Annotated in this window: 21 protein-coding genes and 3 tRNA genes; 20 read left to right on the top strand and 4 right to left on the bottom strand. The window is 59.7% G+C overall.

Going from position 1 to position 21,716, the window contains the following annotated elements; translation table 11 throughout:
* Positions 1-3 precede the first annotated feature (3 nt).
* From ACYCAX_RS08435 to ACYCAX_RS08370, 14 genes are all read left to right on the top strand, one after another.
* Positions 4-348: a TIGR03745 family integrating conjugative element membrane protein gene (locus ACYCAX_RS08435; RefSeq protein ID WP_448682412.1), complete on the top strand. Its 345-nt coding sequence runs from the start codon at positions 4-6 to the stop codon at positions 346-348.
* A gap of 15 nt (positions 349-363) precedes the next feature.
* Entirely contained in the window at positions 364-744 is a 381-nt protein-coding gene (locus ACYCAX_RS08430) for a TIGR03750 family conjugal transfer protein (RefSeq protein ID WP_448682413.1), read from the top strand.
* Positions 745-746: 2 nt separating this feature from the next.
* Entirely contained in the window at positions 747-1,403 is a 657-nt protein-coding gene (locus ACYCAX_RS08425; RefSeq protein ID WP_043273884.1) for a PFL_4703 family integrating conjugative element protein, read from the top strand.
* A gap of 5 nt (positions 1,404-1,408) precedes the next feature.
* A complete protein-coding gene (locus ACYCAX_RS08420; RefSeq protein ID WP_460247817.1) occupies positions 1,409-2,302 on the top strand; it encodes a TIGR03749 family integrating conjugative element protein in 894 nt (297 codons plus the stop codon).
* Positions 2,292-3,797 carry a TIGR03752 family integrating conjugative element protein gene (locus ACYCAX_RS08415; RefSeq protein WP_460247816.1) on the top strand — a complete coding sequence of 502 codons (1,506 nt, stop codon included), beginning with the start codon at positions 2,292-2,294 and terminating at the stop codon, positions 3,795-3,797. Before ACYCAX_RS08420 ends, ACYCAX_RS08415 begins: the two co-directional genes overlap by 11 nt.
* Before the next feature lie 37 nt (positions 3,798-3,834).
* A complete protein-coding gene (locus ACYCAX_RS08410; protein ID WP_460247815.1) occupies positions 3,835-4,218 on the top strand; it encodes a TIGR03751 family conjugal transfer lipoprotein in 384 nt (127 codons plus the stop codon).
* Positions 4,218-7,214 (top strand): conjugative transfer ATPase, encoded by a 2,997-nt coding sequence (locus tag ACYCAX_RS08405; RefSeq protein WP_460247786.1) that lies wholly within the window; start codon positions 4,218-4,220, stop codon positions 7,212-7,214. The genes ACYCAX_RS08410 and ACYCAX_RS08405 overlap by 1 nt, the downstream gene beginning before the upstream one ends.
* A complete protein-coding gene (locus ACYCAX_RS08400) occupies positions 7,211-7,510 on the top strand; it encodes a hypothetical protein (protein ID WP_460247785.1) in 300 nt (99 codons plus the stop codon). The genes ACYCAX_RS08405 and ACYCAX_RS08400 overlap by 4 nt, the downstream gene beginning before the upstream one ends.
* The gene (locus ACYCAX_RS08395; protein WP_460247784.1) at positions 7,507-8,190 is read left to right on the top strand and encodes a DsbA family protein; all 684 of its coding nucleotides are present in this window, start codon (positions 7,507-7,509) and stop codon (positions 8,188-8,190) included. Before ACYCAX_RS08400 ends, ACYCAX_RS08395 begins: the two co-directional genes overlap by 4 nt.
* A 96-nt stretch (positions 8,191-8,286) precedes the next feature.
* Positions 8,287-8,715: a TIGR03757 family integrating conjugative element protein gene (locus ACYCAX_RS08390; protein WP_460247783.1), complete on the top strand. Its 429-nt coding sequence runs from the start codon at positions 8,287-8,289 to the stop codon at positions 8,713-8,715.
* Positions 8,712-9,647 (top strand): TIGR03756 family integrating conjugative element protein, encoded by a 936-nt coding sequence (locus tag ACYCAX_RS08385; protein ID WP_460247782.1) that lies wholly within the window; start codon positions 8,712-8,714, stop codon positions 9,645-9,647. Before ACYCAX_RS08390 ends, ACYCAX_RS08385 begins: the two co-directional genes overlap by 4 nt.
* 23 nt (positions 9,648-9,670) lie before the next feature.
* The gene (locus ACYCAX_RS08380) at positions 9,671-11,026 is read left to right on the top strand and encodes an integrating conjugative element protein (protein WP_460247781.1); all 1,356 of its coding nucleotides are present in this window, start codon (positions 9,671-9,673) and stop codon (positions 11,024-11,026) included.
* A 5-nt stretch (positions 11,027-11,031) separates the two neighbouring features.
* Complete coding sequence (locus tag ACYCAX_RS08375) at positions 11,032-11,388, top strand: hypothetical protein (protein WP_460247780.1); 357 nt, start codon at positions 11,032-11,034, stop codon at positions 11,386-11,388.
* Positions 11,385-12,902, top strand: a complete 1,518-nt coding sequence (locus ACYCAX_RS08370) for a conjugal transfer protein TraG N-terminal domain-containing protein (RefSeq protein ID WP_460247779.1) — start codon at positions 11,385-11,387, stop codon at positions 12,900-12,902. Before ACYCAX_RS08375 ends, ACYCAX_RS08370 begins: the two co-directional genes overlap by 4 nt.
* Before the next feature lie 28 nt (positions 12,903-12,930).
* On the opposite strand, the gene ACYCAX_RS08365 is transcribed toward ACYCAX_RS08370, so the two are convergent.
* On the bottom strand, positions 12,931-13,275 hold the full coding sequence (locus ACYCAX_RS08365; RefSeq protein ID WP_460247778.1) for a hypothetical protein: 345 nt from the start codon (positions 13,273-13,275) through the stop codon (positions 12,931-12,933).
* Positions 13,276-13,389: 114 nt separating this feature from the next.
* On the opposite strand from ACYCAX_RS08365, the gene ACYCAX_RS08360 reads away from it, so the two are divergent.
* The 4 genes from ACYCAX_RS08360 to ACYCAX_RS08345 all read left to right on the top strand — a co-directional run bounded on the left by ACYCAX_RS08360 (position 13,390) and on the right by ACYCAX_RS08345 (position 18,178).
* Complete coding sequence (locus tag ACYCAX_RS08360) at positions 13,390-13,671, top strand: type II toxin-antitoxin system ParD family antitoxin (RefSeq protein WP_460247777.1); 282 nt, start codon at positions 13,390-13,392, stop codon at positions 13,669-13,671.
* 17 nt (positions 13,672-13,688) lie between these two features.
* Positions 13,689-14,033 carry a type II toxin-antitoxin system RelE/ParE family toxin gene (locus ACYCAX_RS08355; RefSeq protein ID WP_460247776.1) on the top strand — a complete coding sequence of 115 codons (345 nt, stop codon included), beginning with the start codon at positions 13,689-13,691 and terminating at the stop codon, positions 14,031-14,033.
* 990 nt (positions 14,034-15,023) lie between these two features.
* Positions 15,024-16,925 carry a MobH family relaxase gene (gene mobH, locus ACYCAX_RS08350; protein ID WP_460247775.1) on the top strand — a complete coding sequence of 634 codons (1,902 nt, stop codon included), beginning with the start codon at positions 15,024-15,026 and terminating at the stop codon, positions 16,923-16,925.
* Positions 16,922-18,178 carry a site-specific integrase gene (locus tag ACYCAX_RS08345; protein WP_460247774.1) on the top strand — a complete coding sequence of 419 codons (1,257 nt, stop codon included), beginning with the start codon at positions 16,922-16,924 and terminating at the stop codon, positions 18,176-18,178. The genes mobH and ACYCAX_RS08345 overlap by 4 nt, the downstream gene beginning before the upstream one ends.
* Before the next feature lie 346 nt (positions 18,179-18,524).
* Here the strand turns inward: ACYCAX_RS08345 and ACYCAX_RS08340 are convergent.
* From ACYCAX_RS08340 to ACYCAX_RS08330, 3 genes are all read right to left on the bottom strand, one after another.
* Positions 18,525-18,600: transfer RNA gene (locus ACYCAX_RS08340), tRNA-Lys, on the bottom strand.
* 5 nt (positions 18,601-18,605) lie between these two features.
* Positions 18,606-18,682: transfer RNA gene (locus ACYCAX_RS08335), tRNA-Pro, on the bottom strand.
* A gap of 9 nt (positions 18,683-18,691) precedes the next feature.
* Positions 18,692-18,767, bottom strand: a tRNA-Asn gene (locus tag ACYCAX_RS08330).
* Between the two features lie 211 nt (positions 18,768-18,978).
* Between ACYCAX_RS08330 and ACYCAX_RS08325 the strand changes: the two genes are divergently transcribed.
* Positions 18,979-21,264: a DUF1631 domain-containing protein gene (locus ACYCAX_RS08325; protein ID WP_460247773.1), complete on the top strand. Its 2,286-nt coding sequence runs from the start codon at positions 18,979-18,981 to the stop codon at positions 21,262-21,264.
* 10 nt (positions 21,265-21,274) lie between these two features.
* Complete coding sequence (locus tag ACYCAX_RS08320; protein WP_015475708.1) at positions 21,275-21,628, top strand: PilZ domain-containing protein; 354 nt, start codon at positions 21,275-21,277, stop codon at positions 21,626-21,628.
* Positions 21,629-21,716 lie beyond the last annotated feature (88 nt).

The raw sequence follows: 21,716 nt of genomic DNA, 5'->3' as shown, positions 1-21,716 counted from the left end.
CCAATGTCCAAGCTGCCCTATTCCCGTGCATTCACCCTAAGCATGATCCTGCTGACTCTGCCCGGGCTCGCCAATGCGGCCCTTCCGCAGGCCCAAGCCCCCAGTCGGGGGGAGGGTTCGAACTGGCTGCAGACCATCCAGAACTATGGCTACGACGGGTTCATGCTGCTGGGCCTGATCATTCTCGGCGCGATGATCCTAGGCGTCTCCTGGCACGCCTATGGCGTCTACCACGACATTCACGACGGTAAGAAAAAGTGGCGGGATCTGGGCGCTACCGCCGTTGTGGGCATCGGCATCATCTGTGTCGGCATCTTCATGGTGACCAAAGCGACCGGCATCCTCTGAGGAAGGTTTGCAACCATGGCCGACGACCAACACCTCGACGACGGGACCCTTAAGTTCCTTCCCACCAATCTCAACAGACAGCCCGTGATCATGGGCGGTCTGACTGCCGACGAGATGTGGGGCACCGTGTTCCTCAGCGGCGCGGTCGGCTTTGTTCTGGGAATCCCTGTCGCGATTCTGTCCGGCAACTTGGCACTGATCATCGCGGGCGCCCTCGTCGGCGGGGTGCTGGGGCTGACCGTCGCAAGCCGCATTCTGCGGAAGATGAAGCGCAACCGACCCGACACCTGGTTCTACCGCCAGGTGCAACTCTACATCGCCCAATACGCCCCATTCTGGGGTGACAGTGGGCTGATCACGCGCTCTGGCGCGTGGACCTGTCACCGCACGGAGTAACCATGAGTTTTCGCAAGAAGGTGGACGCCCAGCAGGCGCACATCCTGAGCCTGCGCCTGGCCCTGGGATTCATGACCATCGTGTGCCTGGCACTCGCATACGGGTGGTGGAAAGCACCGAAGGACCTGACCGTACACGTCCCTCCAGACCTCCGCTCGGGAAGCACCCGTAAATGGTGGGATGTACCGCCGGAGAGCGTCTACAGCTTTGCCTTGTACATCTTCCAGCAGATGAACCGCTGGCCAAGCGATGGCGAAGTGGACTACCAGGCAAACATCGACCGGCTGGATGCCTACCTCACTCCCGGCTGCAAGACTTACCTGCAGAAGGACTTCGAGCTACGTCGCAACGCGGGCGAACTTCGCAAGCGCGAGCGCGGTGTCTTTGAAATCCCTGGTCGCGGTGTAGATGACAAAAATGAGCAGCACACCATCGTCCAGACCATTAACGATTGGACCGTGAACCTCGACATTGCAGCCGACGAGCACTACGGCGGAGAGCGCGTAAAGCGCGCGCTATCGCGCTATCCCCTCCATATCGTTCGTGCTGACCTGGACCCCGAACGCAACCCCTTCGGCCTGCAGTGGGACTGCTACACCAGCAATCCGGTGCGGATCGAGGTCGACAACGACATTACCGGACCAGGTGGCCAGCAATGAAGATCATGCTTCGCTGGGGCGGTGCCCTGTCCTTCTTAATTGCTGCCAATGCGCAGGCGGTCGAGATACTGCAATGGGAGCGTATCCCCCTCGCGGTGCCCCTGCGTGTCGGCCAGGAGCGGATCGTGTTCGTCGACCAAAACGTGCGGGTGGGTATGAAACCTGAGCTGGTCGGGAAGCTTCGAGTGCAGAGTACGGGCGGCGCCATCTACCTGCTCGCCAACGAGACCATCGCTCCCTCTCGCCTGCAGCTGCAGAACGTCGCCAACGGCGAAATCATGCTGGTGGACATCGCGGCCACCGCGGCACAGGACGGTCAACCTGCACTGGAGCCTGTGAAGATTGTCGCTGGAGATACGACGCCAACCCGTTATGGCCAATCGCCCAACACCAAACCCCAAAGCACAGCAGCGACCACTAGTACTGGGCAGCCAGAAGAGGATGCGCCACCGGCGCCGCAGCATGAAACACCCTCCCCAGTAGTGCTCACCCGGTACGCGGCCCAAATGCTGTATGCCCCGCTGCGTACTGTTGAACCTGTTGCTGGTATTGCCCAGGTGCGCATCGATCGGCGAATTGACCTGAGCACACTGCTGCCGGTACAGCCGCTGGAAGCAAGTGCGCTGGGCGCCTGGAAGCTGGATGGCTTCTACGTGACCGCAGTCAAGCTGCGCAACACCAGCTCGCAACAGCTCAAGCTGGATCCTCGCGACCTGATGGGCAACTTCGTTGCGGCCACCTTCCAACACCCCTACCTCGGTGCACGGGGCAACGCGACGGACACCACAACCGTCTACCTGGTCACCCAGGGCAAGGGGCTCCGCGAGTCGTTGTTGCCTGCATCCATCAGCCAGGTAGATCCGAAAGGAGGCCAGCGTGGCAGCGACTCTGAAAGGTAATCCCCTCCTGAAGTGGCTGGCCGTCCCCTTCGGCATATTCGTCATCGTGATACTCACGAGCCTTACCAAACACAAAGGCGATGACGCCACGCCCGAGGAAAAGCCCAAGATCGGCTCTGGCCAGGCCAAGGCGCTGGGTGTAGACGGTGACACGCCCAGTGACACCCTTCGTACGGTTGTCGCGGAAAGTCGGCAGCTGAAGGACCAGATGACACAAGCCCTGAAGGATAACGGCGAGCTCAAACGACAGAACGAGGAGCTGCAGGCCCGCCTGGGCAACATCAACCAGACCGTGGATCAACGCCTCAACGCCGCCCAACAGCAACTGCAACAGCACTCCCAGGAACAGAGCCAAGGCATCCTCGACAAGCTGCAGAAGCAGATGGATACCCTTTCCAAGCGCGAGTCTGGAATGGGAGGAGCCAACTCTACAGGCAGCGACCTGCCGATCGGCTTCGGCGTCCAGCCAGGCGATGGCCAAGCATTCCAGCACAACGCCAGCTCCAAACAGGACATGGTTTGGATTGAACCCCAGGATGCTACGGCTTTGGATGCCAGCGGCAAGCCGCTCACCACTGGCTCAGGACAATCCGCCAGTAGCTTCAGCTTCCCGTCGAGCTTCGGCCAGGCTGCCGACCGAGGACAGAACATCCTCAACAACAGCGCTCACAGCGTTGGTGGCGAAATATCGCCGCAAGAAGCCCGTAAGCAGGTCCGGAAGACGTACACACTGCCTCAGAACTCGACGCTTATGGGATCGGTGGCAATGTCAGCGCTGATCGGCAGGGTTCCGATCGACGGGACCGTGAATGATCCGTACCCGTTCAAGGTACTGATCGGCCCAGACAACCTGACCGCCAATGGCATCGAGCTGCCCGACGTCGCCGGCGCGGTGGCCACCGGTACTGCTTCCGGCGATTGGACGCTGTCTTGCGTGCGCGGTCAGATCCGCAGCCTCACCTTCGTATTCAACGATGGGACAGTGCGAACTTTCCCCGCTCCGGCCGAGGAGGCGAACGGCAACCAGAACAACAACCAGGCCAGCAGCGGAAATGGTCAGCAGTCCATCCAGGGCGGCCTTGGCTGGATCAGCGACCCGTATGGCATCCCCTGCATCTCCGGCGATCGCCGCTCCAACGCCAAGGAATACCTGACCAACCAATCGCTGGTCACTGCCGCCGGCGCCGGCGTCGCCAAACTGCTGAAAGCGGACGACAGCAGCAACTCGGCGGTGTTCAGCAGCAACGGCACGTCGTTCGGTACCACCGGCACCTCAGGGAACTCCGCCATCGGCAGCATCCTGTCGGGGGGCGTGAGCGATATCCGGTCCTGGATGAACAAGCTGTACGGGGAGGCGTTCGCCGCGGTCTACGTTCCGCCCGGGGCGAAGGTGTCCGTCCATCTCGATCAGCAACTGGCGATCGATTACGAGATCAAGGGCCGCAAGGTCGACTACACCGCTGGAGCTTCGCATGTTTCCGCAAATCTTGACTGAGCGCCGGGCGGCCGTTGCCGCCTGGCTTGCGCTGGCCATGCTCAGCAGTGGCTGCTCAACCAACAAGGACGAGCTGCTCCCCCATGGTGATACCAGCATGATGGATGTATGGCAGCAGGGGACAACCGGGAGCAGCGGCAGCTCCAGCAGCAGATTGCTGCTGGATGCGCGGCAGGAGCTCCGCCGCCCAATCGACGTAAGGCAGGCAGCAGCGACGAACGACAATGACGAGTTCACCCGCACTGCGCAGAACGAGATCTACAGCCAGTTCAAACGTCTGCCGAACCCTGACCTGGTCATGTACGTGTTCCCTCACTTGGCAGGATCTGATCCAGCGCCGGTCCCTGGTTACACAACGGTCTTCCCACTTTACCAAAGGGTGCAGTACGCGATGCCTGGCGAAAGAACGGAGGAATATTGATGGGCCTTTTTGAACGTCTCCGTGGACGAGCCCGGGCAGAGACGGTCGAGCCCGTTGTCGAACTCGACAATCACTCCGACGAGTATCTCTCGACCCAAGAGCAGGACCCGCTGCCAGCACCTGCTGGCCCTGATGAAATTGAAGCGGCGACCGAACGCCACCTGGAGCGCCTTGCCAGCCTCGGCATTCCGCTACCCAACGACTGGCGCAATCCGAAGGACAAACCAGCCACCGATGCTGACGTAGCCCGCATGTACGATGTGGCTCCATCCTTTGTCGACCTGCTGCCGTGGGTGGAGTTTCTGCCGGCGGAGAAAGCAATGCTCCTCGAGGACGGCCGCTCTCAGGCTGCCTTCTTCGAGCTAACCCCAATCGGCACCGAGGGCCGCGACTCCGCGTGGCTGCGCTCAGCGCGTGATGCTCTGGAGAACGCCCTGCAGGACTGTTTCGAAGAGCTGGAAAGTTCGCCTTGGGTACTGCAGCTGTACGCCCAGGACGAGACGAGCTGGGATGAGTACCAGGAAACCCTACGGTCCTACATCAAGCCCAGTGCAGTTGGCAGCGAATTCACCGAGCTGTATAGGTCGCTGTTCAAACGGCACCTGGAATCGATCTCCAAGCCCGGAGGACTGTTCGAGGATACGGCCGTCAGTAAACTGCCTTGGCGCGGCCAAAATCGGAGGGTTCGCCTGGTCGTGTATCGGCGGGTCGCCAAACAGGATGGCGTCGTACGCGGCCAGGCTCCCGGCCCCTACCTGGCTGTTATCTGCGACCGACTGGAGGGAGCCCTGGCCAACGCCGGCGTGATCGCTAAACGTATGGATGGCCATGCCATCCGCCAATGGCTGATCCACTGGTTCAACCCTCACCCCGATCATCTCGGTACCAGCGACGCAGACATCAGGCGCTTCTATGAGCTGGTGTGCCAGCGTCCAGATGATCTTCCCGAGGACGAGTTGCCACTGGCCAGCGGGACCGACTTCGCCCAGAACCTGTTCTTCAGGGAACCCTTGTCCCAAATTGAAGCCGGGCTCTGGTCATTCGACGGCATGCCGCATCGAGTGGTCATGCTCGATCGCCTGCGCGATGCCCCGAAAACCGGACACCTGACCGGCGAGACGAAGAAGGCTGACGCACTCAACTCCCTTTTCGACCGGCTGCCCGAGGACACGATCCTCTGCATCACCATGGTGGCCACGCCGCAGGACTTGCTGGAAGGGCACCTGGAACAGCTGTCGAAGAAGGCCGTAGGCGACACCCAAGCCTCCGCCCACACCCGCGCCGACGTTGAAGAGGCCCGGAAACTCCTGGGGCGTAAGCACAAGATGTATCGAGCCAGCGTTGCCTTTTACCTGCGCGGCGCCGACAGGGCTCAACTGGAAACCCGGACCACCCAGTTGAACAACGCCCTTCTGGGCGCCGGCATGCTACCGGTCCAGCCTCAGGACGAAGTCGCACCGCTCAACAGCTATCTGCGCTGGCTACCCTGCAATTTCGACCCGAATGAGTCGCGAGCCATGGACTGGTATGTGCAGATGATGTTCGTCCAGCACATCGCGAACCTCGCCCCTATCTGGGGGCGTTCCACTGGTACTGGGCGTCCCGGCATCACGCTGTTCAACCGAGGCGGCGCGCCCCTCACCTTCGACCCCTTGAACCGTCTCGACCGACAGATGAACGCTCACCTGTTCCTGTTCGGCCCGACTGGTGCCGGTAAGTCAGCCACAGCCACCAACATCCTCTGCCAAATCACGGCGGTCTACCGGCCGCGCTTGTTTGTCGTGGAGGCGGGCAATAGCTTCGGCTTGCTAGGCGAGTTCGCGAAGCGACTGGGCTTGACCGTCAACCGCGTCCGCCTCGCTCCAGGTTCTGGCGTCAGCCTGGCCCCATTTGCCGATGCCATCCAGCTGGTGGAACGACCCGACAAGGCGAAGGTGTTAAACCCGGAGGACCTCGAAGCATCCGACGCGCACCTGGCAAGCGCCCTGGACGGTACAGAAGACGAACAGCGCGACATCCTCGGTGAACTGGAGATCACGGCCCGCTTGATGATCACCGGCGGCGAGCCTAACGAGGACGCCAGGATGACGCGTGCGGACCGCAGCGCGATCCGCCAGTGCATCCTGGACGCCGCGGCGACATGCTCGACGGCGAACCGGGTTGTCTTGACCGAAGACGTGCGTGACGCCCTGAAAGCCATGGCTGCGGATGAATCCATCCCGGAGAGCCGTCGAAATCGCTTCATGGAGATGGCTGAGGCCATGCAGATTTTCTGCATGGGCACGGAAGGCGAAATGTTCAACCGCGAGGGAACGCCCTGGCCCGAGGCCGATATCACCATCGTCGACCTGGCAACCTACGCTCGGGAGGGTTACCAGGCGCAGATGGCCATCTCCTACATCTCGCTCCTCAACACGGTGAACAACATCGCTGAGCGCGACCAATTCAAGGGCCGCCCACTGATCTTCTTCACCGACGAAGGCCACATCCAGTTGAAGGTCCCGCTGCTGTCGCCTTATGCGGTGAAAATTACGAAAATGTGGAGGAAGCTCGGGGCCTGGTTCTGGATGGCCACCCAGAACGTCGACGACGTGCCCCCCGAGGCCTCTGCCCTGCTCAACATGATCGAGTGGTGGATCTGCCTGAATATGCCGCCGGATGAGGTCGAGAAGATCGCCCGGTTCCGCGAGCTGACCCCTGCCCAGAAGACGATGATGTTGTCGGCCCGGAAAGAGAACGGCAAGTTCACCGAAGGTGTCGTTCTGGCCAAGCGCATCGAGCTGCTCTTCCGTGTGGTGCCACCCAGCCTCTATCTCGCGCTCGCAATGACCGAGCCGGAAGAGAAGAAGCAGCGCTACGACATCATGAAGGCCATCGGGTGCGACGAGCTCGGCGCTGCCCTAGAGGTATCAGCCGACCTGGACCGCAAGCGCGGCATTACCCCCTACCCCATCACATTTTCTGCAACAGCGAAGGCCGCGGAGCGCCAGGCATGAGAATTCTCAATTCCCTGACCCAGAACCTGATCGAAAACCTGACCCAGCTGCTCAAACATCCTGGGCAAGAAGCCCTGCAGACTCTTGAAGTGTGCGCCCCCGTGCTTATCGATGAGCTGCAGCAGATCAAAGAGCGTGCGGTGGATCGTCGCGATATTGGTCCGCAGATCCAGGCCGCCCTGGACGAGTGGCTGCAGCAACATCCCCTGCCGGAAAAAGCCCAGGAGGCCTTGATCGAGGCCCTTCGCCGGCAATCCCTGATTCCACCAGTGCCCCCTTCGGGGACAGAGAAATGAGAGACCGTAATATCCGCTCGATCTACGTTCTTCTTGGAATTGGGGGCGCCCTAGGGCTACTCGTCAGCGCCATCGGCGTACTCCTGACTCAGACCTGGTCATTGTCATCATCGGCACCAAGCGGCCCCTGGTTGTATGGCTCACCTACAGCCAGATGGACGATCACGGAGTACGCGGACCTTGAGTGCCCCTACTGCAGAACCTATACACCTCAGCTGAAACAGTGGGTGGGCCAGCAGCCAGACGTGAACCTCAGATGGCATCACTTCCCGCTGCAGATACATGGTGGTGCAGCACTGCACGAAGCTCGGCTCGTGCAGTGCGCAGGCAAGCTCGGGGGGGCGGCAACCTTCTGGAGCGCCATAGACCAGGTGCTCACGCATACGGGCAGCAACGGCCAGGGGATTCCCAGTGATTTCGCGATACAGGGACTCGGCAACCCCAATTCGAAGGTCAACCTCGAGCTCTGTGCAAACAGCAACGAAACAGCCCTACTGATCGAACAGGAGCGCTTCGAAGCTCAGCAGAAGGGAATTCAGGCTACTCCAACCCTGGAAATCACCGACAACAGAACCGGGCGCTCCCTGAGACTTGAAGGCCCAGCAGATGGCGCCACGTTGCTGTCTGCGATGGATAGGCTGGCGAACCAGGAGATGAACTCAGGTACGTCGACCAGGTGACGAAGAAAATGCCCGTCCCTGGGATAACTATTTCCTGCTGCGCCCCCCCCATCAGTTCCGGTCTCCTGCACCTGACCAACTACCAGGTGCAGCACCATGCTCAACTTCTCACGAATCGGCCGTTGGCGCGCCGTAGCGGTGCTCTGCGGAGCCATCGCCACAGGCACCACTCACGCCGAAACCTGGGTCATCACTGACTCAGCGCATCCAGTCACCCTGCCTGCAGGCGCCGGCATTCGGCTAATTCAGCTGGATGAACAGCAGCACCTCGAGGAGCAGCTTTCGCGCTTGCTTCCGGCCAACCCTCAACAAGCCGCTACAGCTGCACAGAAGGTCCTGAGCGGCCCGGAAGGTGCACGCATCCAGCGGGACCTGCTCAAGGCACAGCAAGGCGTCACAGATGCGTGGAGTGTGGGAGTCGAGAAGCTGCCTGCAGTGGTAGTCGACCGCAAGTACGTCGTCTATGGCCAACCGAATGTTGCCCTAGCCCTGCAGGCTATCGAACACGCGAGGGGTACGCGATGAAAAACTCCCCTGTTCGCCTCTTGGCTGCGGCAATCGCTACCTGTGCATCGTTCTCCACGTCGGCCGCGATCAACTCAGCCGCGATCATCAGCTCGTCGCTATCCCCCGACTGCCTCGAGTACAAAGTCGTTGGGATTTGCTACTGGCTGTTCTGCACCCCCTACGGCTGCAAGGTCAGAACCTCCACCAAGGTTCGTCACTACATCCCTGACGTCGTGGTCTCTGCTTACGCCAACACCGGCGACAACCCCTGGACTGAGATGAGTTCGCTCGGCATGCCCAATGCGTCTGCGCAGGCCGGTAACGATGGCACCACGAACCACAACAACGAGAACAACAACATCAAGTTCAAGGAGGCAGATGTCATCGGCCACCCAGGTGGCTCCCTCTTCAGCAGATTTGCCAGCGCCTCGGGATACGCATGCAAGGGGGCTACCACTCCCTTCATGCCCTACATGCTCAGCACGCTGGATACGATTGCCTGGCGATACGGCATTCCAGAGTCGGTCTATCCGGAATCGCTCACTCCGGGGATGCGGGAGGTCGGCGGAATGCTTTCTGGCGACCTCTGGGGCAGTGTCTATCCACGCAGTGGCTTCCTGCACCAGAGTGACGACTACAAGGCCGGCGCGGTAATCGCTCAGCGAGCAGGCGATGTCACCACGCGCTACGGCCAACCCCATCTGTATATGCCCATCCGTGCCACACCAGAAGAAGGCTATTGGCCCGCCGGCGAGCTCCTCGAGGGCGATGCCACCACTGGCAAGTGGCAGGAACTGACTCCGACGCTGTCGACGACGTGCGCGGTGTTCCCCAACAGCGGTCCGCAAGTTCAGGCCGAAGACGAAGCCTACGCCTGGGCGCTGTGGCGCCCCTATTCCTGCTGTCAGCGTCGCGGCCAAACATTCCTTGGCAGCACCGACTTCCAATGAGCCTCAGCCTCTGGAGCAACCATATGAAACGCATTACCCAAGCAATTGGAATCGCTCTCAGCATGAGCAGTACCGTGGCACTCGCCGTTGACCCCATCAAAGTTGAGTCGCAAGGCAGCGTGATCGGAGACGACGTGCTGTACAGCATCGGAGGCGGAAGCGCAGTCACGATGGGCAGCGCTGGACAGATGGAGAGCATCACAGTGGGCGCCGGCTGGCAGAACAATCTGGTCTGCGGAAACATGGATCTGAGCAACACCCTGGAGAACCAGCTGAACGGCGCTACCCAGGGTTTCCAGAACATCATGGGTTCCGTCATCCAGAACGCTACCGGCGCGGTCTCATCCCTGCCGGCGCTCATCCTGCAGCGCGCCAATCCAGCACTCTACAACCTGCTTACCAACGGCATCCTGCAGGCGCGCCTGGACTACGATCGGTCGAAGGGTACTTGCCGCGCGCTGGCTGAGCGCATGGCAGATATTGCGGGCGGCCAAATGGGATGGGGTAAGGTCGCCGAGGGCCAGAAGATGGGCCAGGCGCTGACCGGAAACTCGGACGCTGTGGCGGTAGTGGAGAAGACGGAAAGCGCCCCGGGCAACTCTGGAGTTACCTGGGTGGGTGGCAGCCAGGCAGGTGGTTCGGGCCAACAGCCGATCAAGGTCGTCAGCGATGTAACCAAGGCTGGCTACAACCTGCTCAACAACCGACCAGTCACCGACACGTCGAGCATCCCGACTGATAGCTGCTCCAATGGCCTCGTATGCGGCTACTGGGAATCGCCAGGGCAAGCAGCCGAGTTCGCAAACCGAGTGCTGGGCGAGCAGCAGATCCAGACATGTGAAGGCTGTGCCAGCGCGTCGACGCCTGGTGTCGGTCTCACGCCGCTGATCCAGGAAACCTACGATACGAAGATCGAGGCCCTTCAGGAGCTCCTGAAGCCGGGGACCACCATCACCGCCGAAAAGCTGAGGAAAGCCAGTAGCGATTCGCTGCCGGTGACCCGCGGCGTGATCATGGCGTTGCGTGATGAGCGCGACCAGGCAGTGCTCGCACAACGTCTGGCATCGGAAGTATCGCTCTCCGAGATCCTCGGTAAGTCGCTCATGCTGATGCGGATCCTGATCTCCGGCGCGAAGGAGTCGAACGTCGCGGCCAACTCGCTCGCGGTCGACCAGGTCAACAAGCAGACCGAGACGCTGCAGAAGGAGATCGACAACCTGAAGATGGAGCTGGACATGCGCCGCGAGCTCGCCAAGAACTCGCCGATGGCCATCGTCGAGCGCGGCCAATCTCGCGCCGAAAACTCCAGAGCGGTGCTTCCTGGAGCTCCTGAAACCGATCGCCTGCAGCAGCTGCAGAAACCCGCGACCAAGGAGTGAGCCTGATGGACCAGCAAATCACCAAAAAGGCCGGACTGCTCAAGGGGATGGCCATCAGTCTGGCGTTCACCTTGGGCCTCATCCTGGTGAGCATCGTGCTCAGCATGATCGTCATCAACCACCTGGGCGGCGTAGAGCTCTGGCTGAACTGGCGACAAGACAACTATCTGTGGCTGCTGGCCTGGAGGATCTGTCTCTACGTGATGCTCGCCACCTTCTGGTTGAAGTTGAAGAGCCGAATGCCCCCTCTTGAGGATGGCCCAACCAGGAACCGCGTGCTTCGCATCGAGCTCCTGGTAGCGTTCCTTGCTGTGATCATCGAACTCGTGAAAGCCCCGGTAAGCTGGGGTGACCTGCTATGACCCTCTACACCAACGATTACCTTGAGTATTACCTCACGCTGGTCGGCTGGATCATCAACAACGGCATCTGGAACATGATCTCGGACACCGGCCTGTTCGCCCTTCCCTTTCTGATCATCATCGTCCGGGAATGGCTGAAGGTTCGCGGGGAAGGGGCCGACGAAGGCAACAAGGGTGTCCTGTCCCTCGCCCGCATCGAGACGCAGATCTACGTCGGATACGTGGTGGTCTGCCTCGGGGGGATTCCCACGGTGTCGGTGGGGCTGGACACCATCCAGTTCGACCAGGAACGCGCCCAGCAGTGCCAAGTCACCTTGCCGAAGCCAGCTGACACCGGCTGGAACACCACATTCAGTTCGATAGCTGGCAAGAGCGCGGAGCTCCCAATCTGGTGGGCTTTCATGCACGCGCTCTCCAAGGGCTTCACGAACGGCGCTATCGCTGCCATTCCCTGTGGCACAGACCTTCGCCAGATGCGCATGGATGTCGACTCGACGCGGATCAACAACCCACTCCTCGCCCAGGAGGTGGCGGACTTCACCCATGACTGCTTCGGCCCCTCGCGCGCGCGGCTGTTCATGAGGCAACCAGAGCTCGGCTCCATCGCCGAAGACAAGAAAGCGCTCCAGGACCTCAACTGGATCGGTTCGCACTACTTCCTGACCAACAATGGGTACTACGATACCGATTACTCGAGGACGCCCCGTGCGGCGTGGCCATATGACTCCCAGCGTGATGCCGGCATGCCGGAGGTTACAGGCGGAGGCGGCTATCCCAAATGCAAGCAGTGGTGGTCCGACAGTAGCATCGGTCTACGCGATCGGCTGAAGGCCCAGGTCGATCCGGACCTGCTGACCCAGTTTCTCGGATGGGCAAAGTGGTTGTCGCAGGATGAGGTAACTGACTCGCTGATTCGACAGCTGGTGTCACCTTCCAACCAGGTCAATGGAGATGTCTATACCGACTACGGCGGCCAAGTAGGCGGTACCCTTTGGAATGGGCTCTCTCGAGCGGGCGGCACTTTCGGCGTTGCACTCGGTTCCCTGGCCTACTTCCCTGCAATGGACATGGTTCGTCAGGCACTTCCCATGGTGATGGCATTCTTAAAGATGGCCATGGTTATTTGCATGCCAATTGTTTTGATAATTGGCTCGTATCAGTTAAAAGTTGCAATGACCATGTCAGTAGTATTTTTTGCGATGATCTTCGTCGACTTTTGGTTTCAATTGGCAAGGTGGCTGGACAGCACCATTCTCGATGCATTATACGGCTCCGGCTCACCCCACTTGTCACTTGACCCAGTAATGGGAATAAATACTGCAACTCAAGATGCAATCTTGAACTTCGTTATGGGCGCAATGTTTATAGTTTTGCCTATGCTCTGGATCACAGCGCTTGGCTGGACCGGTGTTTCCGTCGGAAACATGATAGCCGGACTCGAGAAGGGAACTGCCGCAGTACATAGAGCTGGTGGCAAAGGTGGTGAGATGGTGGAAAACACCGTTAAACGATAACTCAATTAAGGCGCCCTAATCAGGCGCCTTAATTTTGATGAGGGTACTCACCGTCAACGTTTCCGTAACAGTCCAGCTCACGACCGTATACGTCTCGACTATTGAGAGCACTCGAGCCCTCTGCGGCTGAACTCTTCTTGGCTGAGCCACCGAGTTTGCTGAGGGCAAGGAAGGCTAGCCCGAAGCAAACAAGGCTCAACACGGCACCTGCAATCCACGTGAAGGACTTAACCAGCAGGAGCGTGAGAACTACGGCAAAACAAGCCCTTTTCACCCAGCGCAGGAGCGGGTTGCGGTCGGCAAGGAAAAACCGCAGTGCGCTACCCAAGCTGAAGCCCAGCTGGCTGGCAAACCCTTTTGTCACTGCAGTCATGGTCGTTCTCCTCGCCTTCGGGAAGGCACCGTGATATCAGATATACGCCGTTTTTTGCATTCCCGCAAGCATCATGGCATAAAACGCCATACCAATCTTTACCCGGAGATCGTCATGGCCACCCATAACGTCGTAGTGCCTCAGCCCATGGAGAAATTCATCGATGACCTCGTGAGCGAAGGTCGGTACCAGAATTTCAGCGAAGTCGTCCGCGCCGGCTTACGTCTGCTCCTCGAGCGCGAGGCGGAAGAGTCAGCCAAGCTCGTTGCGCTACGCAACGCAACGTCAAGCGGCATCATGCAACTAGAGGCCGGCCAGTTCGTCGAGATTGCATCCGATGCTGAGCTCGAGCAGTACCTGGAGGAACTGGGCCAACTGGCGAGCACGAATCAGTGAGCTCGCCTGCATATCGCTTGTCCCTCGACGCTCAAACCGACCTGATCGACATCCTCCGCTACACCCACGCGAAATTTGGCGAGAATGCAAGGCGTCGCTACCAGAGCCTCATTCGAACTGCCTTCGTATCTGTTGCTGCTGAGCCTGAGCGAATCGGCAGCCTTGATCGCAAGCAGTTAGCAGTGGGCCTGCGCAGCCTGCACTTACTTTACTGCCGCGCCGAGTCGCACAACGGCCGCGTAGATCGGCCCCGGCATGTCGTTTTCTACAGGGTTGGTAGTGACCAGGTCGTTGAGATTATCCGTATTCTTCACGACGCAATGGAGGTTGAGAGACACCTGCAGCAGGTCCCCGCAGGCTAAATGGCCCAAATGGCTAAATGGGCGTGAATGGATAATGGAATGGTTCACAAGGGTAAAAGCCCTACCCGAAAGGGCCGCTTCCAGCGGGGAAATGGCCCGCCTTAACTTACTCACTCAAAAAAATGTCCGAACTTATAGAAAGCATCCTTCATTTCATTATCGAACACCAAGACGCCTTTGGCGAAGGGATTCTAAAACTAGCAGGCTCCGTAATAGCTGGATATATAGTATTTCGAATAAAAACTATCTGGCGCTGGATTAGAGCTAGATCCAAAAGAAAATCTGCCGCACAGCACAAAGCCGCCCATCACGCCCAGACCAGAAAAGTGCGCCCACCTAAGTTCCAAGCCGAACAAGTTGGACAGAACCTTGTTCTGTCATCCGGCCCAATCAACAAACCAATCAAAAGCGAGCTAACCTTTAAGATAGAGAACATTGGAGGCCATGCTGATGACGTCACCATAGTTAACTCACATACAACTGACATAGTCAGACTTGGCCGCATGAGACAGGGAGCGTCAAAAACCTTCACACTCAATCTCATGAAGCCCCGCTTCTCTAGCGCAATACCAGGGTCGCTATCTTTCTTTATTCAATGCGATGACAGTGAAGGAGAACCTGTACAACCCAACATTCATGGATCGATACAAGAAGACAGAAAATTTCATCTAGAGTGAGAACTATAGTGCCCCAAATATCACAGCAGGAATACGACGCTCAGGCGCAGTATCATAGAAGGCGATTAGAAGAAATCGCAGATAGAATTGGAGAGCTAGCGAAGCAAAACAAAGCGATACAAGGAAATCCCATCTATGACTCGTTGGAAAAAGACAGGGTTCGTCACGTTGAAGCTCTGAAAGAGCTTGATAGGAAAATCAGTGATATCACTTTGCCCCAAAATCCGCACACATCGGGATAACGCTTTCCCATAGATGGCACCGTGCCATTTGAAGGAAAACGCCGCTCCATGCACACGCTTTGGAGCAACGCATGTCCCTCCTCGCCTGGCTCAGCCGGAAACCAAAATCCGATGAGCCACCGTCAGAAGCCTCCCCGCGGGGCTTCCACTTACCCGCGCGCGCCTCTGACCTCTTGAGCCTGCCTCGCCGACAGCAGCTCCTGGAGAACATCTGGCGCCGTGCTTCGCTGTCACGCCAGCAGTACGACGCCCTCTACCGACAACCGCTTGAGCGCTTCGCCGAGCTGGTCCAATTGCTCCCTGCCTCGGAGAACCACCACCATGCCCATCTTGGTGGCCTACTGGATCACGGCCTGGAAATCGTCGCATACGCCCTCAAAATCAGGCAGACCTACCTCCTCCCGATCGGAGCTCCGCCGGAGTCCCAGTCAGCGCAAGCGGAAGCCTGGTCTGCAGCAGCGGCCTACGGGGCGTTGATCCACGACCTCGGGAAGATCGCCGTCGACGTGATCGTCGAACTGCAGGGCGGCGGGACGTGGCACCCCTGGCACGGTCCGATCACCAAGCCTTACCGTTTCCGATATGTGAAAGGCCGTGAATACCAGCTGCACGGAGCTGCCTCAGCGCTCATCTATGCGCAGATCCTCGACAAGGGCATCCTGGACTGGCTCAGCGGATTTCCCGAACTCTGGAAGCCACTGATCTACCTGCTCGCTGGCCAGTACGAGAACGCTGGCATCCTGGGAGAAATCGTCGTGAAGGCTGACTCAGCCTCCGTCGCTCAGGAACTCGGCGGCAATCCCGACCGCGCGCTGGCAGCGCCCAAACAGTCACTGCAGCGGCAACTGGCGGAAGGGCTGCGCTACCTGGTGCGTGAGAAGTTCAAGCTGAACCACCCTGATGGCCCTGCCGATGGCTGGCTGGCCCAGGATGCGTTGTGGCTCGTCAGCAAACCAGCGGCTGATCAGCTTCGAGCTTACCTTCTAGCCCAGGGCATTGAGGGTATCCCCAGTTCGAATGCCCCGTTCTTCAACATGCTCCAGGACCAGGCTGTTATTCAGACAAACTCCCAGGACAAGGCAATCTGGAAGGCTACCGTCGACAACGGGCGTGGCTGGAAGAACACCTTCACGATGCTGAAAATCGCGCCCGCCTTGATCTGGCCAGACACAAAAGAACGGCCGGAGCCTTACGTGGGAAGCCTCACCCTGGAACACGAGGACAGCAGCTCCGCTACCGCGGACGAAACTACCTGCAGGATCCCAGACGACCCCCTCCAGCCTGCTACCGAAGGCGAAGTAACTGGCGAGCAATCCCCTCCGCCGGCACCACGTAGAAAAACTGTACAGCAGGCTCCCAGCGATGCGTCAAATATCCGTCCATCTGAAGTGGACGAATTATTGTCACTATTTGGTAATATCACCGCGCCATCAGAAGAGCTAGACAATAGCCCCGGCCGAACGGCCGCTCCAACCAAGCCAATGGAATACCAGGAGCAGGCTCAAGACTCTTCCGAGACCCCTGTTGGGTCTCCTGCACCAGAAGACATGAATGCAATGCCTACCAGTAGCCACTCACTGGGACAGGGATTCGTTGCCTGGCTGAAAGCAGGGATCGCTTCCCATCGAATCATCATCAACGATGCCAAGGCCCTCGTTCACACGGCCGATGGCACCGCAATGCTCGTCACACCGGGGATTTTCAAACGCTATGTGCTCGAGCACCCCGATCTGGAAAGGCAGGCGACAGCGCAGGGAGTGAAATCCTGGCAGCTGGTCCAACGAGCATTTGAGAAAGAGAAGCTGCACCGAAAGACTGCGAAGAGCCTGAACATCTGGACCTTCGATGTAGTCGGCCCACGCAAGTCCAAGCAACTGCGCGGCTACCTGCTCCGGGACCCGCATGCAGTGTTCAATGAGGTCCCGTTCGACAACCCGAGCCTGGCCCTTCAACAGGAGGGGACCACGCAATGAAGCCTATCGAGCTGGCCGAGGAGTACATACTCGACCACGATCTGCGCAATGCAAGCGCCAAGATCTACAAAGCGGCCATGAAGGCGCTAGAGCGTTTCTTCGGGCCGGCAGTCGACGTCACAACCATTGAACGTCGGCAGATCCTGGCCTGGCGCAACAAAGTCCTCGATGGCGGGCTATCCAAAAGAAGCTGGAATACGTACTCCAACCATCTGCGCACCATCTGGGGATATGCGATCGAACACGGCATATTGCCGGAGGCAATGGTCAATCCATTCAAGAAAACGACTGTCGTGGCTCCGAAGCGTCCCAGCAAGATCGTCGCCGGCGAGGCGATTCACCGAGCCCGACGCTGGCTCATGTCTCTTGCAGATGAAGAGTTCTGCACTGGAGAGCGCAGCCGAATCACGCCGGCTTGGTTCTGGCTAGCCACCTTCGAGATGTTCTACTACACCGGGATCCGCCTGAACGCCCTCCTCTGCCTACGCCTGCAGGACGTGGATTGGGAAAACCAGCTAATTTTGGTGCGAGGCGAGACCGAAAAAACCCACCGCGAATTCCGAGTCCCGATTGTCGAAGGCCTGGCGCCCCACATTCGCCGACTGCTGCTCGAGGCCGAGCGCCTTGGCTTCACGCCGAAGGATCAACTGTTCAACGTCAACCGATTCTCACCGCATTACAAACGCGCTGACATGAACTCCGACCAGGTCGAAGCGATGTATAAAAAGCTGATCGACAAGCTCGGTGTCAGGATGACGCCTCACCGATTCCGGCACACGCTGGCGACCGACCTGATGAAGCAGCCAGAAAGGAACATTCACCTTACGAAAAGCCTGCTGAACCACTCGAACATCGCCACGACGATGAGCTACATCGAGGCCGACTACGACCACATGCGGGAGGTGCTACACGAACGCAGCTTGCATCAGGGCGCCCTACAGCTGGTTCGGCACGCTGACGAAACCGGCGCACCAGGGGCCAGCGAGCCGCAGGTTCGAGAGCTTGACTCGACAGAGCAAGTCCAGCTCGAACACGGCCGAGCCGTTCCCGTGGACCCAGCCACCCAGGAGTTGGCAGCCGCGCTGATGCAGTTGAAGTTCGACCGGGCAGGTACGGAGCCATCCTTGCCGCCCGAAGAATTGTTCGCGCCTAGTTTGCTCTTCACCATCATGTCGAGCACTGCTACAACGCCCTATTCTCGAACTGGCACAGGAGGAAGCTCTACGCGATTCGCGGCAAGAGCCTCGCCATAGCTCAGTGAACCGACGAATGGCAAAGCGCCATCACTAACGGTCGCTTACGTCCCGTCTCATAAGAAACCTGACGCAGATTCTGGTGCTTGAAATATGGCGCCAGGCCTTTGGCTGCGCGGATTTCGCCCAATCAGATCGCCTGCAGCAATGCCGCACCAGCGAAGCTGCCTTACGCCCAAATAGCTGATTTCACTGGCCCAGGAACGAAAAAGCCCGCCTTAGAAGGCGGGCTATTTCATATTGACATCACAGGGGGAGCGAGCCTAAGGTTCGCTCCAGACGGCTGCAAGACTAGAAATCTGGCTGGCAAGCCCCCCTTCCTAGTACCGCACAACCGCTGCGAAAGTGGTGGGTCGTGTAGGATTCGAACCTACGACCAATTGGTTAAAAGCCAACTGCTCTACCGACTGAGCTAACGACCCAAATTTGGTCGGGGTAGAGAGATTCGAACTCCCGACATCCTGCTCCCAAAGCAGGCGCGCTACCGGACTGCGCTATACCCCGCTTGGAAGTTGGCTCCGCGACCTGGACTCGAACCAGGGACCCAATGATTAACAGTCATTTGCTCTACCGACTGAGCTATCGCGGAACGACGAGCCTTCCAATCCCTTCTACGCTTCCGGTTTCACCGGATTCCCGTATCAGAGGCGCGCCATTTTACGTATATCGAAACGTCTGTCAACACTCTGATCCAAAAAGTTTTTCTCTGCTTTGCAGGGGCGCAGGCGGATTGCTATATCTGCATGAATGACATGAGTGATCACCGCGGGTGTAACGGACCGATCACGGACAGGAAGGCCATGAGCACCAAGGACACTCCTCCGCCCTCGTCGATCGCCAGCCGCATGATCCAGCCGCGGTTCGGCGAGCTGGTGCAAGTCTGTCGCCAGTTGGTGATGAACCGGCTGGCCGAGCTGCTCGGCAATGTCTTTTCCCAGGTCGACGACACACTGTTCGAGGGTGCCGAAAAGGCCGAGAACAATCAGGTCCAGGCGCTGTTCTTCGATGCCATGAGGGAAATCCGCAAGGAACGGCCGGCACTCGAGCGCTTCTATCACCAGCGCATCGCTCAGGGGCTGAGCGACTTCCTCGAAGGCCGGTTGCCGGCAGACGATCCCTATGAAGAGCTGGATGCCGACCATCTGACGCTGGTCGAACACGACGAATATGAAGAGACCCTGCTCATCATCAATATGGTGAACCAGGTAAAGGCGCAATGCGTCCAGCCACTGTTCGCCCTTGGCCAACGCCTGGCGCTGCTCAACAACGGCAGCAAGATCGGCGAGGACCGCAACCCCTTCGGCCCCCAGGCCATTGTCCGGGCCTATAGCGAGACCCTGGCGCAGGCCGCTTTTCCGCTGCGCGTCAAAACCATCCTTTATGTCCTGTTCGAACAGCAGGTGATGCAACACCTGGCGCCGCTCTACGAACAGCTCAACCAGCGCCTGGCCGACGCAGGTATCCTGCCGAACCTCAAGTACCGCGCCCCCGACGACCGCCCCGCTCCGGCAGCGCGGCCCGCCACTCCCGAGAAAGACACGGCACCGCCCTTGCAGCCACACCACTACGATATCGGTGACCTGCCGGACCTCCCGCCGGCCGACCGCAACGCCCTGTTCGGTGGGCTGGCCGTCCTGTTGGCCGAACACCGCCGGCGCGGCGACAAGGCCACGCTGTTCGGCAACAGCCACAGCATCGCCAGCTTCGGTCCCTCCTCCGACGCCGCTACCACGACCTACAGCGCCAGGGAGTTGCTCGAAGCGCTGAACCGCCTGCAACGCGAGTCCGCCCAGGAACTGGCCCAGCGCCTGCGCCAACCGCAGCCGGTAGAGGCTCTGAAAGCCGACCTGCAGCGCCAGTTGGAGGCCGGCGCCGCATACCCGGCCAATACCCGCCTGACCGACCAGGAGGCCGACGTCATCGACCTGGTGGGCATGGTCTTCGACTTCATTCTCGACGACGAAAACCTGCCCGACAGTTGCAAGACCACCCTCTCCCACCTGCACACGCCCTATCTGAAGGTCGCCCTGCTGGACAAGCAGCTGTTCACCCAGCACCACCATCCCGCGCGCAAACTGCTCAACGCGATGGCCCAGGCCGGCGTGATCTACGGTGGCGAGGATGAGGAGCGCAGCCTGCTGGCGAAGATGCACTGGGTCGTGGAACAGATAGTCCAGGGTTTCGTCGGCGACTTCAGCCTGTTCGACGCGCTGCTGGGCGAGTTCAACGAGTACGTCGCCAACCTGCGGCAGAAGGTGGAGCTGCGCGAGCGGCGCGCGATGGAAGCGGCGCGCGGACGCGACCGTTTATTGGCTGCCCGCGAGCAGGCACTGGAAGTCATTGCCGGCATCACCGGAGGACGCGACCTGCCGCCCCTGGTGCGCAACTTCCTCGAACTCAGCTGGTGCGATGCGCTGACCTTCATTGCATTGCGCGCCGGCGAGCACAGCGACGAGTGGAAGCGCGCCTGCGAGGTGGGCGAGCAACTGGCCTGGAGCGTCACCCCGCTGGACGCGGCGGGACGCGAGCATCTGCAGGCGCTGCGTCTCGGTCTTCTGGATGAGCTGCGCAAGGGGCTGGAGCTGCTCGGTGGTTACCATGAGGATGGCATCCGCCGTCTGCTGCTGGACCTGGTCGCTTGCCAGCACGCGATCCAGACCCAGCAGCCGCAAGTCGCGGCGCAATTCCGCCAGGACCTGCCGGAAAGCCCGCTGGGCGTCATGCTTGGCGCGGAAGTCCACAGCCTCGACCTGAGCGCCGGAGAGCCCCTGCCCGAGCGTGTGCGCGAGCTGATCAAGGAACTGGCTCAGGTGGAGTTCGGCACCTGGTTCGAGTTTCGCGACGTCACGCCGCCCCGTCGGCTCAAGCTGTCGTGGTTCAGCCCGACCACTCGCAACTATATGTTCGTCGATCAAACCGGCCAGCGCGTGGCCGTCAAACCGTTGGTGCAGTTGGCGCGGGAAATCGAGTCTGGCACGGTTCGCCTGATCCCCGTGGAGCATGTCGTCCCGCTGATGGATCGCGCACTGAATGCGATCTACCGGGTCCTGCAACGCATTACCGGGCGCGCCCCGGCACAACACTGAGGAACACTCGATGGGAGAACGTCGCCAGCACAACCGGCAGCAGACCGGGCTGACCGTGGAGGTCTTCGACCGCCACTCCGGGCGCAGTCTCGGACGCCTTGCCGATCTGTCCAGCGAAGGCTTCATGCTCTGCGGTGTGGGCGTGCCGGACGTCGATTCGGTCTGGGACTGCCGGCTCGTGCCGGCGCCACCGCTGGATGAGATCGGCGAGATCCACCTGGGCGCCGACTGCCTGTGGAGCCGCGCGGGCGTCGACGGCCAACTGGGCTGGGCGGGCTTCCACATCATCGATATCGCCGAGGATCAGGCCGATCTGATCGAGCAGTTGCTGGTCATGCTCCGTGGCGCCCGCGAGACCGGCTGATTCGACGTTCTGTAGGAGCGAGCTTGCTCGCGCCCCCTGGCCCACTGCAGAGTTTGTTCGCGAGCAAGCTCGCTCCTACGCAAAGCCA

It is taken from the genome of Pseudomonas sp. MT3 (assembly GCF_054720805.1).
This window is presented reverse-complemented; position numbering and strand designations above follow the sequence as displayed.